Source organism: Psychroserpens sp., from assembly GCF_036960315.1.
Classification (GTDB): Bacteria; Bacteroidota; Bacteroidia; order Flavobacteriales; family Flavobacteriaceae; genus Psychroserpens.
In genome coordinates this window covers 358,079-374,702 of record NZ_JBALVR010000001.1, presented here as the reverse complement: position 1 = coordinate 374,702, position 16,624 = coordinate 358,079, and the positions used below count along the sequence as shown (strand labels likewise).

11 protein-coding genes are annotated in these 16,624 nt (G+C 34.0%); all 11 read right to left on the bottom strand.

Annotated features, from left to right (window positions below; all coding sequences use genetic code 11):
- Nucleotides 1-6: 6 nt before the first annotated feature.
- Nucleotides 7-3,117: an efflux RND transporter permease subunit gene (locus V7719_RS01650; protein ID WP_335728116.1), complete on the bottom strand. Its 3,111-nt coding sequence runs from the start codon at nt 3,115-3,117 to the stop codon at nt 7-9.
- Nucleotides 3,118-3,180: 63 nt separating this feature from the next.
- Nucleotides 3,181-4,266 carry an efflux RND transporter periplasmic adaptor subunit gene (locus tag V7719_RS01645; protein WP_335728115.1) on the bottom strand — a complete coding sequence of 362 codons (1,086 nt, stop codon included), beginning with the start codon at nt 4,264-4,266 and terminating at the stop codon, nt 3,181-3,183.
- 19 nt (nt 4,267-4,285) lie between these two features.
- The gene (locus tag V7719_RS01640; protein WP_335728114.1) at nt 4,286-6,628 is read right to left on the bottom strand and encodes a TolC family protein; all 2,343 of its coding nucleotides are present in this window, start codon (nt 6,626-6,628) and stop codon (nt 4,286-4,288) included.
- A gap of 192 nt (nt 6,629-6,820) precedes the next feature.
- Nucleotides 6,821-10,522, bottom strand: coding sequence for a metallophosphoesterase (locus V7719_RS01635; RefSeq protein WP_335728113.1), 3,702 nt, complete (start codon nt 10,520-10,522; stop codon nt 6,821-6,823).
- Nucleotides 10,523-10,603: 81 nt separating this feature from the next.
- Nucleotides 10,604-11,551, bottom strand: coding sequence for an L-histidine N(alpha)-methyltransferase (locus V7719_RS01630; protein ID WP_335728112.1), 948 nt, complete (start codon nt 11,549-11,551; stop codon nt 10,604-10,606).
- Nucleotides 11,552-11,554: 3 nt separating this feature from the next.
- Nucleotides 11,555-12,700, bottom strand: a complete 1,146-nt coding sequence (egtB, locus tag V7719_RS01625) for an ergothioneine biosynthesis protein EgtB (protein ID WP_335728111.1) — start codon at nt 12,698-12,700, stop codon at nt 11,555-11,557.
- Between the two features lie 24 nt (nt 12,701-12,724).
- On the bottom strand, nt 12,725-13,942 hold the full coding sequence (locus V7719_RS01620) for a bifunctional alpha/beta hydrolase/OsmC family protein (protein WP_335728110.1): 1,218 nt from the start codon (nt 13,940-13,942) through the stop codon (nt 12,725-12,727).
- Nucleotides 13,943-13,949: 7 nt separating this feature from the next.
- Nucleotides 13,950-14,480 carry a peptide-methionine (S)-S-oxide reductase gene (locus V7719_RS01615; protein WP_335728109.1) on the bottom strand — a complete coding sequence of 177 codons (531 nt, stop codon included), beginning with the start codon at nt 14,478-14,480 and terminating at the stop codon, nt 13,950-13,952.
- Entirely contained in the window at nt 14,480-14,761 is a 282-nt protein-coding gene (locus tag V7719_RS01610) for a DUF427 domain-containing protein (RefSeq protein WP_335728108.1), read from the bottom strand. The genes V7719_RS01615 and V7719_RS01610 overlap by 1 nt, the downstream gene beginning before the upstream one ends.
- Nucleotides 14,742-15,014 carry a peptide methionine sulfoxide reductase gene (locus V7719_RS01605; protein WP_335728107.1) on the bottom strand — a complete coding sequence of 91 codons (273 nt, stop codon included), beginning with the start codon at nt 15,012-15,014 and terminating at the stop codon, nt 14,742-14,744. The genes V7719_RS01610 and V7719_RS01605 overlap by 20 nt, the downstream gene beginning before the upstream one ends.
- Nucleotides 15,014-16,576, bottom strand: a complete 1,563-nt coding sequence (locus tag V7719_RS01600) for a protein adenylyltransferase SelO (protein ID WP_335728106.1) — start codon at nt 16,574-16,576, stop codon at nt 15,014-15,016. Before V7719_RS01600 ends, V7719_RS01605 begins: the two co-directional genes overlap by 1 nt.
- Between the last annotated feature and the right edge of the window lie 48 nt (nt 16,577-16,624).

Here is a 16,624-nt window from a genome sequence, read left to right as displayed (position 1 = left end):
TTATATTTAATCATCCATTATAGACTCGTCAAATTCGTACTCTTTGTAATTAACTCTAAACAGAATACTATAAAATATTGGAATAAAAAATAGCGTAATTACAGTACCAAAAAGCAAACCTATCATAATTGAAACAGCCATACCTTCCCACATCTCTCCTCCAGTTAAATATAGCGGAATTAAACCTAAAACAGTTGTAAATGTAGCTAATAGAATTGGTCTAAAGCGTTGTAGACAAGCTGTAATCACTGAGTCTTCTTCTTTTCTCTTCAGTACGTTTTGTTCAATCTCCATTCTGTCAATTAATACAATTGCATTATTAATGATAATTCCTGCCAATGCTATGACTCCTAAAAAGGGCATAAAACCAAAAGGTTCCTGAAAAACTAATAAACCAATAACGACTCCAATAATAGCTAATGGAATAGTACAATACACCATTATCATTTTCCTGAACGAGTTAAATTGTATTATCAATAACAACATAATGATAAAACCACAAAGTGGTAAATATTTAATTACGGCACCCATATTTTCGGCTGTATTCTCGGCATCACCACCAAATTTATAACTATAACCAGGACTCCACTTTACAGTCTGTTCGTTTAACCAAGGTGTAATTTCGGCGGTTATTACAGAGGCATTTCCGCTTTCACGCAACTCACTTGAAATAGTTATCGTTCGGTTAATATCTAAACGTTTTATCTTTGCATATTGCCAAACAGGTTTTATCGCTGCTACTTGTAGTAATGGCACATTTTTACCAGTAGTCTGTGAAAAAATATTAAGCGTTTCAATAGATTCTAAGGTTTGTTGCTGGCTCTTATCGCTTCGCATCACAATAGGTATCGATTTATCTCCTTCTCTATATTCTCCTGTAGTAAAGCCATCTAAAACGGTCTGTAATGAAGTTGCAATATCTTGACTAGAAACGCCTGCTGTTTGCGCTCTAATTTGGTTAATATCTATAATAAACTTTTTAGTTTTTGGTCCCCAATCATCTTTGACATTCTTAGTACCTGAAATACTAGTTAGCTTTAATTTTATTTGTTCAGCAATTGCAGAAAGCTGGTCTGGGCTATCACCAGTGACTTTAATTTCGATAGGAGTTCCGCCACCACCAGATGCTAATGCACCAATCTTAATATCGGCATTTGGAAAATTACCAAAGCAAAAAGCATCCAATTGATTAATCATATCTTGATTAGCCTTAAAATTGGAAGTATTTACTAAAATATGGGCGTAACTTGAATTAGCTTCGTCTGGTTGATACCCTTGATCATATGACTCTGGACCTTCACCAATATAGGACGACCAATCAACAATACCCTCTGTTTTTGCCTCAGACGTTTTTAATGTTTCCGTTATAAAAGCTTCAATATCAGATACCACTTGTGTGGTTCGTTCTATTTTTGTTCCTAATGGCAAATTAATATCTACCGTAATCATATTTCTATCACTATCTGGAAAGAATAAAAATTCAATTTTTGTAAAGCCAAATAGGGCAACTACAAACATAACGACTATAAACAGCATTGTTTTTACTTTATTCCGTAATGCTATTAAAATAAAATCCTTGTAATATCCCTTTAACCATTCAATTGACTTATCAATGAGACTCATTTTAGCATCTTTAGGTTTAGCCTTCATAAATAAATAAGACAGTAACGTAATTATGGTAAGTGATATCAGCCAAGAGGACATGAGTGCAATTGTTATCACAAGAAAAATAGGTCCAACAATGTCTCCCATTGCAGATTCTGCCAAATAAAAAGACAAAAATGCTACGGCTGTTGTTAGTGTTGAAATTAGAAGTGGTGTAAATAATTCTGAACAGGCTTGAATGGCAGCTTCTTTTCTATCGATGCCTTCTTCTAGTTTTACAACGATAGTTTCGGCTACTACAATACCATTATCAACCATCATTCCTAATGCCATAATTAGTGCTGCTAACGACACTTGATTAATACCAATATTCATAAGCCCCATGATCATAAATGTGGTAACAATTACTATTGGAATTAAACTGGTAATTATTAATCCAGTTCGAAAACCTAAAAAGAACAACATAACAACTAATACAATGATTACCGCCTGCATAAGATTCACCATGAAAGCGCCTACCTTCTCATCTATATAGGTATCCATTGATGATAAGGCACGAAGTTCTAAACCAACGGGTAATAAGGCTTCCCATTTTTGTTTTATTATGTTTACTTCTTCTCCTAAAGCGATAATATTGGCGTCGTCCTTTAGCGATACATGCAAACTAATTGCATCCATACCATTAACACTTACTTTTTGCTTTGCTGGAGAAATGTATCCTTTTTTTACGTTGGTAATATCTTTTAAATAGACCAATTGACTACCATCTCCAACTGGAATAAGCATGTCGCGAATATCTGAAAGTGAATCAAAATTCCCAGTAGGCTCTAAAACAATGCGTTCGTCTTCAACATTAATTTGCCCACCAGAACTTAAAATATTTTGTGCCGAAATAATACCACTTAATTTTTGAGCAGAAAGCCCATACTCCTTCAACCTAGAATCATCAAATTCTATAAAAATACGTTCATCTTGTTCACCTCCTATTTCAACTTTAGCTGCATTATCTAATTTTATTAAATCATCTTTAATGTCATCTACATATTCTTTCATTTCGGCATACGAAAAACCATCACTTGTAACACCTAAAACAATACCAAAAACATCACCAATACCATCATCATCTAAATTAGGATTTACATTTGCTGGCAAGCCTTGAATAACATCTAATTTGCGGCGCAATCTATCCCAAACACCTTGTAATTTTTCTGGCGTAACTTCATCCTTAAGTGTCACACTTATTACTGATATACCTGTTCTAGAGGTACTCGTCACTTCTTTTAATTCTGGCAATTCCTGAACTACTTTTTCAATTTTATCGGTAACCAATTCCTCAACACGTTCTGGCCCAGCTCCTGGAAATTGAGATACTATAGTTGCGACCCTAATCGTCATTGGCGGCATACTATCCCTTGGTAACGATTGGTATAGAAAAACACCTAATAACATAATAGTAGCCAGAGCCATATAAGTGATTCTGTTTTTTTCTATGGAGAACTTTGTAAGATTCATAGTTTGATGGTTGATATTTTTATAAGCCCAAAAATCAAGGCGTGCAATTTTAATTATTTAGAACTACTGTAACTTCACCTCTTGTCCGTCAAGTAAGGTTTGTAAACCTGCAATCGCAATTTTTTGACCTGCAGACAAACCTGATGTTACCGCAAAACCTTCGGAACTTAATTTACCTACTTTTATATGTTGTTTCTTGGCAATTACTTTTTCGCCAGATTCTTCAATTAAAAACACAAAATTCCCTTTTGCATCTTCACCTACAGATTTTGCAGGAATCACCAATATTTTGGTTATTGTTTGTTTTTCTCCAAACTCAAACGTCACATTAGCTGCCATTCCAGATTTAATCTCCTTTGTCGGATTTGTGATTTTTACACGCACTGGATATGTTGATGTATTTGGATCAATAGATGGTGAAACTTCGGTTATTTTACCGCTAAATGTTTTATCCCTAATCGATGACATGTTAATAGCTACAGTCATATTCTTCTTCACTTGATTGATCATATTCTCTGGGATACCTAACTCAATTTGCATATCTGTACCTGCATTTAAAACAGCAATATTCTGTCCTGTAGTTACATTTTCATCAATTTCAGCATTAACGGCAGCAATAACTCCATTTTCTGAGGCGTATATATACCCATATCTGATTTGTTCTTGTTGAATAGCAACACTTCGCTTTGCCGATTCAAAAGTATCAACAGCAGTTCTGTACTGGTTCTTCGCAGCTTCATAATCACTTAAGGATGTGCTTCCTTTTTCATAAAGTGACCGCACACGATTTAGACTTAATTTTGCTGTGTTCATTTGCGATTTCGCACTGTTTAATGAAGACAATGAGTTTTCATAATTAAGGCGTGATTGCACATTATCTAGCTTTGCCAAAAGCTCTCCTTTTTTTACGGTCTGACCAATTTTTAAATTAAACTCAGTAATAATACCATTATTTCTAAAGCTTAAATTTATAACCTTATCCGTATTGGCTGTCCCACTAAAGGTACGTTTAGCTTCACCTCCTAAAAAGCTAACTTCTTGATAGGACACTGGACGTACAGGTGACTTCTCCTCTTTCTTTTCTTCGTTACAAGACATTAAAGAAACGGTAACTAAAAGTAATCCAAATGTTAATATTTTATTTTTCATTTTAAAAAATGGTTATGTGTTAGTTTCTATTTTGTAAATACGCGTTAAATGCTTGCATAAAAGCTAGATTTTCTTCTGGTGAATGCAATAAAAAATAATGACTTAGATAGCGCTCTAACTGAATAGAACTCAACAAATAGTTATATACCGCAGTTATTTGAGCTTGTTGTGCAGACAAATAATTATTTTGTGCATCTAGTAGTTGAACAATATTTACAGCACCATTAGAATAAGAGACTTGTGTGAGCTCTAAACTTTCCTTGGCAGCAGCCTCAGATACTTTTGAAATTTCAATATTGGCAATCTGGTTAATTAAATCCAGTATAGCAGTATTAACATTAGCTTCAATACTTAATTCTACATAGTCTTTATTAATATTAAGTTGGTCTTGTTGAATGGTCGCAATTTGCTTATTAATATTGGTTTGTGTCCTATTAAAAATTGGAATGGAAAGACTTGCGCCAACATAGTAATCATTTGTTGGATAGCCAGCCATCGAATAATCGACTCCATTTCCACTTCTACTAAATTCATTATTATATTGTGCTTGTAATACTACGGTTGGTAAAAAACGACCAGAACCGTTAAGTTCTATATTACGTTTGGTGGCTTTCAAATTATAATCTAATGATTTTATTTCTGGTGCGTTTTCTTTCGCAACCTTCACTAAATATTCTACAAATGGCTCTCGTAGTTTTGGGTCATCTATAAGGTCACGTAATTGCTGATAGTTATATTTTTTTAAAATGCCTTCCCCTAATTCGGCTTCGTTTACATCAATTTCATAATTAATTGGATTGTTAAGTAATTGGTTCAACACAAAATAGGTTTGTCCTAGTTGGTTTGCGGCTTCAACTAGTGCTTGCGTGTTTTGTGCTGCCTCACTTGTGAATCGTAAAACATCTGATTTCCCTGATTGCCCAGCTTCAAAATTTTGTTTTGCAATTTGTAAATTCTTCTTTGTTAGATTCAAATTCTGACTCTGAATCTGCAAATTTGCTTTTAAGATTAACGCATTGAAATAGACGTTTGACACATCAAATATCGCATCCAATTCATCTGTATTGTAGACTTCTTTTTGCGCTTTTAATAATTCTTTTTGAATGGTAATATTGGCATTTGCTGATTCAGAAAACAACGTTTGTTCTAAAGTAATAGCACCTGAAGTTGAAAACTCCGGAGCTTGACCAAATGATACTTCTGCTAAATTTGGATCCACATAAGTACCACTTGCACTTGCAGTCACGCTTGGGTAGTAATTACTTTTAGATGTTTTCACATCCTGCTCACTTAATGCAATATCCTTTTTACTAGACTGTAAACTTAAATTTTCGCCTACGACTGTTTTCATAACATCTAGTAGGTTGTATTTTTTTTTAGAAAGCACATTTACAAAATCTCCTACAAAATTGGTATTGGCTATTAAGCTATATTTTATAGACATACCAACACTTTCTGCCGTATTATAATTTACAGTAAGTTTATCGTCATATTGAATAAATACTGGTGAGTTTGAAAGATTTTCTCCATTAACATAGGATTCTACATTTAGTGCAATACGTCTAAAAAACTGCTGTAGATTGTCTTCAGAATTGTTTGTCGCCATTAAACCATTTTTAACATCATCAATTGTAGTGTTAGTAAACGATGGGATTTTTTCTTCGATAAGCTTAGCTGCAATTTTAGCAATATCATTTTCATTCAGAAAAAAACCACTTGCTAAATAAAACGCATCAATATCATTGCTAATCGCATTTGTAATGTCGTCACTGGTGGTGAAAGGAATTATTTTATAACTAACACCTAAAGCTTCAGCTTCTTTATCAAATATGGCTTTAAAAGGCAAAACATCTATTAAACCTTCCTCTATAGCAATCCCCACTTTAGTAAAACTTGTGAGTTCTTTTAAAGCACTTAGATCTTTTTTAAAGGACTGTGGAACAATTAAATATGTAAAATTTGGGGTTCCCGACGTTTCCTTCTCTACTTCAAAATAGTTGAAGTCTTCATTAATTGATCCAAATAAAATAGTGGGTTTTTGGTATGTCTTTAATTTAGAAATAACGACATTGTTTATTAAACCAAAAGCAAGAATAATATCTGCGTTACTACTTAAAAGTGTATTATAATTTGCCGCTGCTTTTTCTAAATTAAAGTCATTAACTAATAAGTTCGCTTCAGAAAAACTAATGCTAGCATCCTCTCCAACAACAGCCTTTATTTCGTTTTGCAATGCTGAAAGAAGCACCTTTGATTCTGAAGTTTGATTATCAAGCAGAATACCAATATTATAGATTTTTTTAGTTTGTGAAAAGACTAATGTTGTAACCATTAGCGAAAAGGCTATGATATATGTTTTCATTGATTGGTTAGTTTTAACTTTTTATGGGAAGTTACGTTATTGCATTGAATAAGGCAACTATGAAAAGTCATGTATTCTATTGACAAATGCATCAAAATACTCTGACAAAGCATAAGTCTAGTTTTTAATCAGTTTTAAAATGCTTCATGATTTTATGAAATGAATTGGAACACATATAGATTAAAAGTGCTTCTAAAATTGAAATCCAAAACCGAAGCTAAATCGTACACCATCATCAGAGGTAAATAAGCCCATATTTAATGATATCATATCGACTAAATTCAAAAATAACCCACCTCCAATTGAGGTATTTAAGCCGTCTTTGTTGAAGGCCTGGTCTGTTACTAAACTATCGCCAACCCAAACACGACCATAATCAAATCCACCATAAATTCCATATTCAATAGGCACAATAGATGTTTTTTGTCGTCTAAGGTTATACCTTAGGTCTGTACTCTGAAAAAATGCTCGCTTACCAGTAAAACGTTCATTTCTATAACCTCTTAGACCATTATTCGCTCCTATATTAGCGGCTTGATAAAACTCAAATCCATCACCAAAATTGAAATGCCCTTTCACTCTAGAGGTCAAAACTAGATTTCCACTTGGATTTAATCGATACGCGATACCTAAGGTTGGAATAAAATAGCTAAAATCATTAGAATTAGTCATATTGTTCGTGTATCCTAACGTCATTTTAAAATCTAAACCAAGTGTGGGAAATGCAGGTTCATCAATATTAGTAAATCCATATGAGACTTCTGCATTTATAAAATTGTCTCGATCTGGTTGAATGTCATTTTGAAAAAATTCATTGATAAAACGATCTTCACTATTTTCAATTTCTATAGATTCAAAGTTAACACCTATAGACAGCTCACTTCCATACTCACCTCTTCTAATTAATGAGGTTCCAACAGCATAGGTAGATTGTCTTACTCTATTGTAATCAATGTCCTCTTCTTCTCCATCTGGATTTTCTGTATTTAGATTTGGTGTTGAATTTCCAAATCCAAAAAAGTTAATAGCAAAATTATGACTTGCAAATCTTGCTTTTACACCAAGATTAACATTATCGGCTATTTCTGCGATTTCGCCTTTATAATTAAAATCCACACCACCTGTTGCAAAAAACACATGACCGATTATTGAATGCTGCGAAGAAAATTTTTCGCTATCGTAGCCATTTTTCGTGAATAGACCTCCTACACCTAATTTTAATCCGTCATCTGGATTAAATCCAAAAACGGGTAGAATGACTTTTGAATTATACTTTATTTTTTTGTAATCATAAAGGTTGGTAAAATAATCGTCTTTAAGATGAAGATGCCCTTTATTGGTGATGAATTCACTTTCTTTAGATTTATAATCATAAATATGAACTCGTTGAGAATTTATGACGTTGTAGGTATCTTTATTTTGGCCACCAACTAAGCGTAGTTTTATTTTGCCTTTACCATTTCCTTTAACCTCAAAATAATCGTCATCATCTAATCCAAATACCCAAATTTCATCATGCTCTTCTGGTTTATAAATACGTTCATGAAATAAGTCCTTTTTTTCACCTTTCTTAATCCTGAATACTTTCACAGATGTACTTCCATTTTCAAGACGTTCAATTTCAAACCAATCATCTTTATCAGTACCTCTGACGGTTGCATATTTATTTACAATAGCGAAATATTCATCTGAAATCAAATTGAGATTTTCACGTCGCTGAATAAGTTTTTCTTTAATAATTTGAATGGTTTCATCTCTAACTTCAATAGGAAACTTTAAAAACGCCTTATCGATAACAGCTTCAGTCAAATTATTTTGAATAAGTCGCATTTCTTTATCCCAATCGGCCTTAGTTGATTTTGTAAGTAATGCAACATCTAAAGGAAAAGGTTCGACATTAAACCACTTCGGGTCTTTGAGTTCACCTTCATAAGAGCGTAATAATCTAATTGGTGGTACCAGAAAGGTTGCTGCATTCATCAAATAACCATCATCCATAAGTGAAAACGCCTGATCTCGATCTCTTGGCACTGGTCTATAAATGGTATTACCATCTTCTTTAAACACAGCCCATCTCCATTGATCTTGATGTCTATCCCAATCGCCTATCACCATATCGAATAGTCGTGCTCTTATATATGCCGATTCATCAACAACTTGAGTCTCTTTCTCTCTTATCTCCTCTAGCATGTCATGTGTACTAATCAATTCGTTAGCATATCCAAAGCCTTCTTTATCACCGTGACCATCGGAAGCACGTTCCTCAATCATATAGATTTCATCTCCAAATTCATCATTATACTTCCCTATTGCTTTTTGTTTTGGAACATAAAATAATTTAGGATCTGCATAAAAAACGTTTACTGCTTTTGATAATTCGGCAATTGTAAAGGGTGCATATGGATGTGACGCCGTAAAAGCATCTAATAAAAAGGCCTCAGTTTTTGTGCCTTCAAGATCTGGAGTCACATATTGGTCTCTAAAAAGTATCGCTTGTAAATATTGAACACCATTTTTACGTAATGCTCTCATCACATACTGTCTGCCCTGAGAGTCCTCCAAACGCAATGATTTAGATTGGTGACCTCCGCCCTTTCTCACGGGTTTTAAACCACCATAAAGAGTATCTAAATTAACTGTTGGTAATTCAACTTCGGCACTAAAATATTTTCGATAGCGCTCACCCCACGCTTTTTGATATCCAATACTTTTCTCTGTTTCCTCCTTAGAGTAAATGGATGCCTTAACCGTTTTTGGCATTGACTGAGCAAAGCTATTTACAACACTTTCATTAGCTTTTAATACTTCGGTTTCAAAAACAACTTTATCAGTCCCTACGGCATAAAATCGAACCCATGATGATCCATCACTAAATACATCCAATCGTGCGTATCCCTGATGTCCATATGAAAATTTTCCACCTCCAACATTTTTAGTTGCAGTCACTTTAGAACCAGAACCACTAATAATTTGAGGTAAATTATTTTCTATTATATATTGCAAACTATGCTCATGACCAGAAACAAAAAGTGCTTTATCATTTTCTTGAGCTAGTGTCACTAGTAATTCTTTTAATTCACGATATCTCTTATTATTTAAATCTGCATTAGATGCACCACTGGTTGTACGTAGTACATTTTTTAAGGTACCCAGAACTGGAAGAGGTGTCATATGAGATCCAAAACTATACTGGCCTCCATGAGGTCCATTTGAAAACATCGGATGATGAATCGCAATAATCGTTGTCTTTCCGCGTGCTTTTTTAACTTCGCTTTCAAATTCATCAATAAAACGTGCTCTTGTTTTAAATTCACATTCGTCATTTAACTTAGGATGTTTATCCCAATCAGTAATGTACCATTGAGAGTCTACCAGGATTAATACGATATCTTCAGAAACATCTACCTTTTCAATTGGACAACCGTTTTCTGGCAAAAATGTGTTTTTACCTAAAGCATCTTCTATATATTTTTCTTGACGTTTTAAACCTGAAACACCATCGCTGTACCAATCGTGATTTCCCGGTATAAAAATTGTTTTTCCTTTAAAATCAGAAACTGCGTCGGTTTGCATATTAAGCTGGTGTTCTGCAAAAGCTCTGTTTTCATTACTTTTTTTAGGCAATCCATTTTCATAGATATTATCACCAAGAAAAATAGCTGTACTATTTTTTGAAGCATTACTTAATTCTGTTGTAAAAGCTTGTAATGCTTCAGACGATTCACCAATTGGCGAATTCCCTCCATCTCCAATTAAATAAAACGAATGTTCGATTTCTTTATCTGGAAATGAATTGGAAGTATTCTCACTTTTAAATTGAGGCATAAATGTAGCACAGGCATTACATAAAAGACTTATTATGAAAATAACTACTAGTCGGTTGGTGTTTTTCATTTTAAAGAGTTTGAATTATAAAGAGTTTGAATTATACAGAGTTTGAATTATACAGAGTTTGAATTATAAAGGTATCGATTCTTATGTTAACTTCTCCCACAGACTATCAGTAAAATAATGTTTGCAATCTAAAAAATGATGCTTAACACTGAAATTGGCTTGATGAGCTAATGTTTCTATTTCTGAAAGTGCGTATTTTTTTGATAACTCTGTCCATATTAATTCGTTATATTCAAATTCGAAATAACGGTCTAATTTTCTCAAATAGACAGATTGCTTCTTTAGACTTACAATATAACTTTTTACATCTCCGTTTACCGGATTGTAATGACAATAAAAATCGAAATCGTCGATCTTAAAATCACCTTCAAACTCTCTATTTATTCTTACTAGTAAATTTAAATTAAATCGTTTTGTAATGCCATGTTTATCGTAATAGGCGTTATGGATTGTGATTGGGTTTTTCTTCAAGTCAAAGCCCGTTAATAATTTATCTTCCTCTTTCATGGAATTATTAAAAAGAGTCAACAAATTTTCAGCACTTTCTTTGTTATAATTACCTATGTTTCCGCCTAAAAAGAGGAGTAAACTTGGGATTTTTGTTTGTAGGTTTTCACTTTGTAAAACTTCAAAATAGTCGCCAACACGAGGGTGAATATTTAAATCTGGTATACGCTTTTTGAGGTTTTCTGTTAAACTATCCATTGCGCCTTGCGAAATATCTATTGGTACATAATAAAATTTTATATTAGTATGGACCAAATACTCCAGAAGTTTAAAGGTTTTAAAACCGTCACCAGCTCCTAATTCTATAATATTGAATGGTTCTTTAAATTCTAAAGTTTCAACAATTTGTTGTGCTTGCAGTGAGAGTATCTCAAATTCAGAATCGGTTAAATAATACTCTGGCATTTGCATAATTTCCTGAAATATGCGACTCCCATTATCATCATAAAAATATTTTGAAGATAGGTGCTTATGTTCAGAAGTAAAGCCTTCTATAATGTCTTTTGCAAAAGTGTTGTTCATGTTTTATTTTACGAGTCTAATTCCTGAAAATTGCCATCTCATTTCTGGATGAAAAAAATTGCGATACGTTGGTCTACTATGATTGTTTGCCGTGACTACCGAAGCACCTCGAAGTACCATTTGATTAATCATAAACTTACCATTGTATTCTCCTAAGGCTCCTGATGCCTTTGAAAAATTAGGATATGGCAAATACGCACTATTGGTCCATTCCCAAAGCACCCCATAGTTTAATTGCTTAGAAGCGACTTCCCATTCAAATTCAGTAGGTAATCGCATGTGCTTCCATTCGGCAAAGGCATAAGCTTCATAAAAACTCATATGACTTACGGGCTCTTTTAGGTTTACTTCTTTAAACCCTTGAAGCGTATAGTGATGCCATTTGCCATCAACTTTATACCAATATTCTGGTGCTATTATCTTTTTCTGTTGAATAAAATCCCAGCCTTCCGCATGCCATAAGTTGAAGTTCTCATATGCTCCAGATTCGATAAATTCAATATAGTCTTCATTAGTAACGAGTTGATCTGATATCTCAAATTCATGCAAGAACACCTTATGTCTTCCTAGTTCATTATCATAACAAAACGAGTCATCATTATGTCCAATATCGTAAAGACCTTCTTCAATTTTTAACCATGTCGAAGGCTGTTCAATTTCAGCTAAATGAATCGTGTTTTCAATCGCAGGAAATGTGGGTTGGTTGCCCAAAATATATTTAATGTCATAGTAAAACAACTCTTGATGTTGCTGCTCATGTTGCATACCGAGTTGAACAATGTGGCTAATTTCTTTTGAAGGGTTATCAGCTAAAAAATCGATCATTTGTTCATCTACATAAGCTCTATACCTATAAACCTCATCAACTGTTGGCCGCGTCATTAAACCTCTGTTTGGACGTAACACGCGATGACCTGCGTTATTATAATAGCTATTAAACAAATAGGCAAAATCATCGTCAAAAACTTTATAACCTTCTTTAAATTCTAAAAGCACGAACTGCTCAAAAAACCAAGTACTATGTGCTAAATGCCATTTTGGAGGCGACACAAATATTTTAGGTTGAACCGAGTAATCTTCAGTTTTGAGCGGTTTACAAATAGATATAAAATGATGTCGAGTATTTATATATGAATCTTTTAAAGTCATTGATTGATGCTGAAAAAAGTTTATTTAAATTATTTCGGTGTCAATAATTATTTCGCTTAGTAATGTTTTATGAACAGGACATTTAGAAGCAATTTCTTTTAATCGTTGTTTTTGCGACTCGTCTAAATCACCAATAAAAGTCAACTTTTTTGATAAATGATCGATACGAGTCGGTTTCTCTATGTCTAACATTAAATCGTCACTATGTTTCTTAGAGTATGTAATGTGTGCATATACTTCTTGCAAATCCCATTGTTTACGTTCGGCATATAATTTCAATGTCATTACTGTACAAGCTGCCAAACCTGCACTGATAAAATCGTAAGGTGAAGGACCAAAGTCATCTCCTCCAATCGATTCTGGTTCATCTGCAATAAAATTATGCTTCGCCGTTTGAATGGTCGTCGTGAAATTATCTTCCTTTAAATTTAAATGCGCAACCAATTGCTCTCCCGCTGTATCCAACATTTTGTTTTCATGTTGTGGAAAATAACGTTTCACCCAAACACCAATCATATCTCCAACATAGGAGCTGTCTTGCGATTTACTTAACAAATGATCAGCATTATCTAAACTCACAAAACTTTTAGGATGATGTGCATTATGATATAATTCATGGGCGTTTTTAATACCAACAATGGTATCTATTGGCGAGTGCAAAATGAGTAATGGTTTCCTGAGTGATTTTACTATCGAAGGCAAATTGGTTTTATCAAAATCTGACACAAACTCTTCGTCAATTTTAAAAGGTCGTCCTCCAATATTAACTTCAACTCTTCCTTTGTCTTTAACATCCTCAATACTATGTGAAAACAAATGCTTAACATGACCTACTGTTGAAGGAGCTCCGACTGTAGCCACTGCTTTTATATTGTCTAGTTTAGATGCAGCAACTAAAACTGCCGCACCTCCAAGAGAGTGACCAACTAATAAAGATGGTGCTTGGTAATGTTCTTTTAGAAAATCATTAACGGCTATTAAATCGTCTACATTTGCAGAGAAATAACTGTCGGCAAATTCGCCTTCACTTCTTCCTAGTCCCGTAAAATCAAATCTCACGACTCCAAAACCATAATTAGTAAGTGATCTACTAATTTGTTTTACTGCATTTAACGAGCTACTGCATGTAAAGCAATGCGCGAAAATGGCAAAATAGTTTGGCTTTTGGTTTGCAGGTAATTCTAAATAGGCTTGAAGCTTATGACCCTTTTTATTTTGAATTTTTAATCTCTCGTTATTCATAATCGTTTTATTGTAATGTAGACGCTACATTTAGATGACTGAGTTTATCTTGATTGACAAAATCGCTATAATCCTCTAAAAGTAACTTTAATTTAGGGTTTATAAACGTTTCGCAAAATGGTTTTTCAGGATTGTTATAGTAATAATTAGTAAACGCTTCTCCTGAGGCTTTAAACTCACTAAAATCTAAAATAAGCGTGATTATCTCATTTTTGTTTTGCTTATTCAGCACATTCAAAACAAGTTTAGCCTGGGATTTTTGCTCTTTGGAAAACGTATAAATCGCAGAACGATACTTTTCTCGCATAGAGTGATTTTTAGTGCTCTTATGCGTCAATAAATGAATTTCTATGAGCAACTGAAGGTTTATCTTTTCTGGATGAAATGCCACTATAACACCTTCAGAAAAACTTGAAAATTCATCATTTGAAGCCAGAAAACCTTGTTCAACAGAAATCACACCTTTCAACGATTGAAAAACCGCTTCGGTACACCAATGACAACCGCCACCAAATCCTATTTTCTTTATTTCACTCATTATTTTACGACCTCAACGCCTTTCCAAAAAGCCACATGGCCTTTAATAGATTTTGCCAATTGGGAGGCTTCCGGATAGAACCATCCCGCATCTCTATTTTCTTTTCCGTCAACTTGCAACGTATAATAGGATGCTTCACCTTTCCATGGGCAAGTGCTATGTGTATCATTAAGTTTAAAAAAATCTTTTTTGATACTCTCTGGCGGAAAGTAATGGTTGTTTTCTATGACCACTGTGTTATCACTTTCTGCGATGACTTGATTATTCCAAATGGCTTTCATTATTTAATAGTTTATAATTATTTAAAAAATGAATTACTTTTTCATGAGGCATTTCACATGGTTTCAGTAATTCTTTATCTAATGTTATGTAATAATTTAAGCTGATAAAATCGTTTCCGGCTAACTCTTCAGCATAAATTTTTATACTTTTCCCGTTGTTGAAGTCGGTTCTTGTGACTCCGTATTTTTTATTCTGAAATGTAACCTCGCTATACCCTTTTGGTAATTCTTTTATTTGTTTTAAAATTGACATTATGAACTACAAGATAACATAGAACAACCTACTTTGTGTCTTGCCCAATCTGGTCGTTTTGCGAACCATTTTTCTTGTTCTTGCTGCTCAGCATAAGGTTGTTTTAAAAGCTGGTACAACTCATCAATTAATTTGTAATCTCCTTTATTGGCATCATCAATGGCCAATTGTGCCATATAATTTCTGAGCACATATTTTGGATTTACAGCATTCATTTTTACGTTCCGATCAGCATCTGAGAGCAGTTCTTTTTCTAATCTTAAATCATAGCTATCAAACCAATTTCTCCATTGTTGAGCAATAGTATCAGCTAGGTCATTAGACACATAAAACGCGTCCTTCACAATCTTCAATCCTTTTTTAGCATCCCCTTTTTTGAAGTTGCTCAAATTTCTGAAAAATATGGTCATATCTGTTTCCGTGAGCAATAAGGTATTCTCTAAATTTTTTACCAATTCATTGTCTTTGTCGTCAACTTGTAACAATCCTAATTTAGATCTCATCATTTCTAGAGATTTCTTTTCAAACCCGGTTTTATAATCCTCTAAAATAGACTCAAGTGCTTCCACTTCTTCAATTAATGGATATAAGGCATTGGCTAATTGGTATAAATTCCAAAGTCCAATATTTGGCTGATTACCATATCTATAGCGTTTATGTTGCTCATCGGTTGTATTTGGCGTCCATCCAAAATCGAAGCCTTCTAACCATCCGTAAGGCCCATAATCTATAGTTAAGCCCAAGATGGACATATTATCTGTATTCATTACACCATGAACAAAACCAACACGTTGCCAATGAATAATCATATCTAGTGTTCGTTGCGACACTTCAGCAAAGAACTTAATATAGGTGTCTTTTGAAGGCGTTCCTAAATGGGAAAAATGTTGCTTTATGGTATAATCAACTACCGTTTTTAGTGTTTTATGATCTTGTCTCGCCGCAAAAATTTCAAAACTTCCGAAGCGCAAAAACGAAGGTGACACACGAGACACGATTGCTCCTTTTTCGTAGGCTGAATTCCCATCGTAGAGCATATCTCTCATTACTTCATCTCCAGACAACGCCAACGATAATGCTCTCGTGGTTGGTATTCCCAAATGAAACATGGCTTCGCTACATAGATACTCACGAATAGACGAGCGCAAAACGGCTAAACCATCAGCAGTTCTAGAGTATGGTGTTTCGCCAGCTCCTTTGAGCTGAACTGCCCATTCCTTATCATGATGTTCGACTTCAAACAAATTTATGGCTCTGCCGTCACCTAGTTGTCCTGCCCAATTTCCAAATTGATGTCCGCCATAACACATTGCATATGGCTTTGTGTTTGCTAACATTTCATTACCTGTAAAAACTTTGATGAATTTTTCACTAGAGATTTCAGCTTCAGAAATACCCAAAGCCGCAGCCATTTCTTTCGATACATGAAGTATCTCAGGGTTTTTTGTTAGCTTCGGATTGGCATATGAAAAACAAGCTTCCTTGACTTGACGTCTAGAATTTTCTATAATAGGGTCAGCTGGAAGCTCTTTTGTAAATGTCCTTTTTAAGTTTAGATTCATATTTAATTTATGGTCTGTTTTAAAAGCTTACTTGCATTATTTTTACAA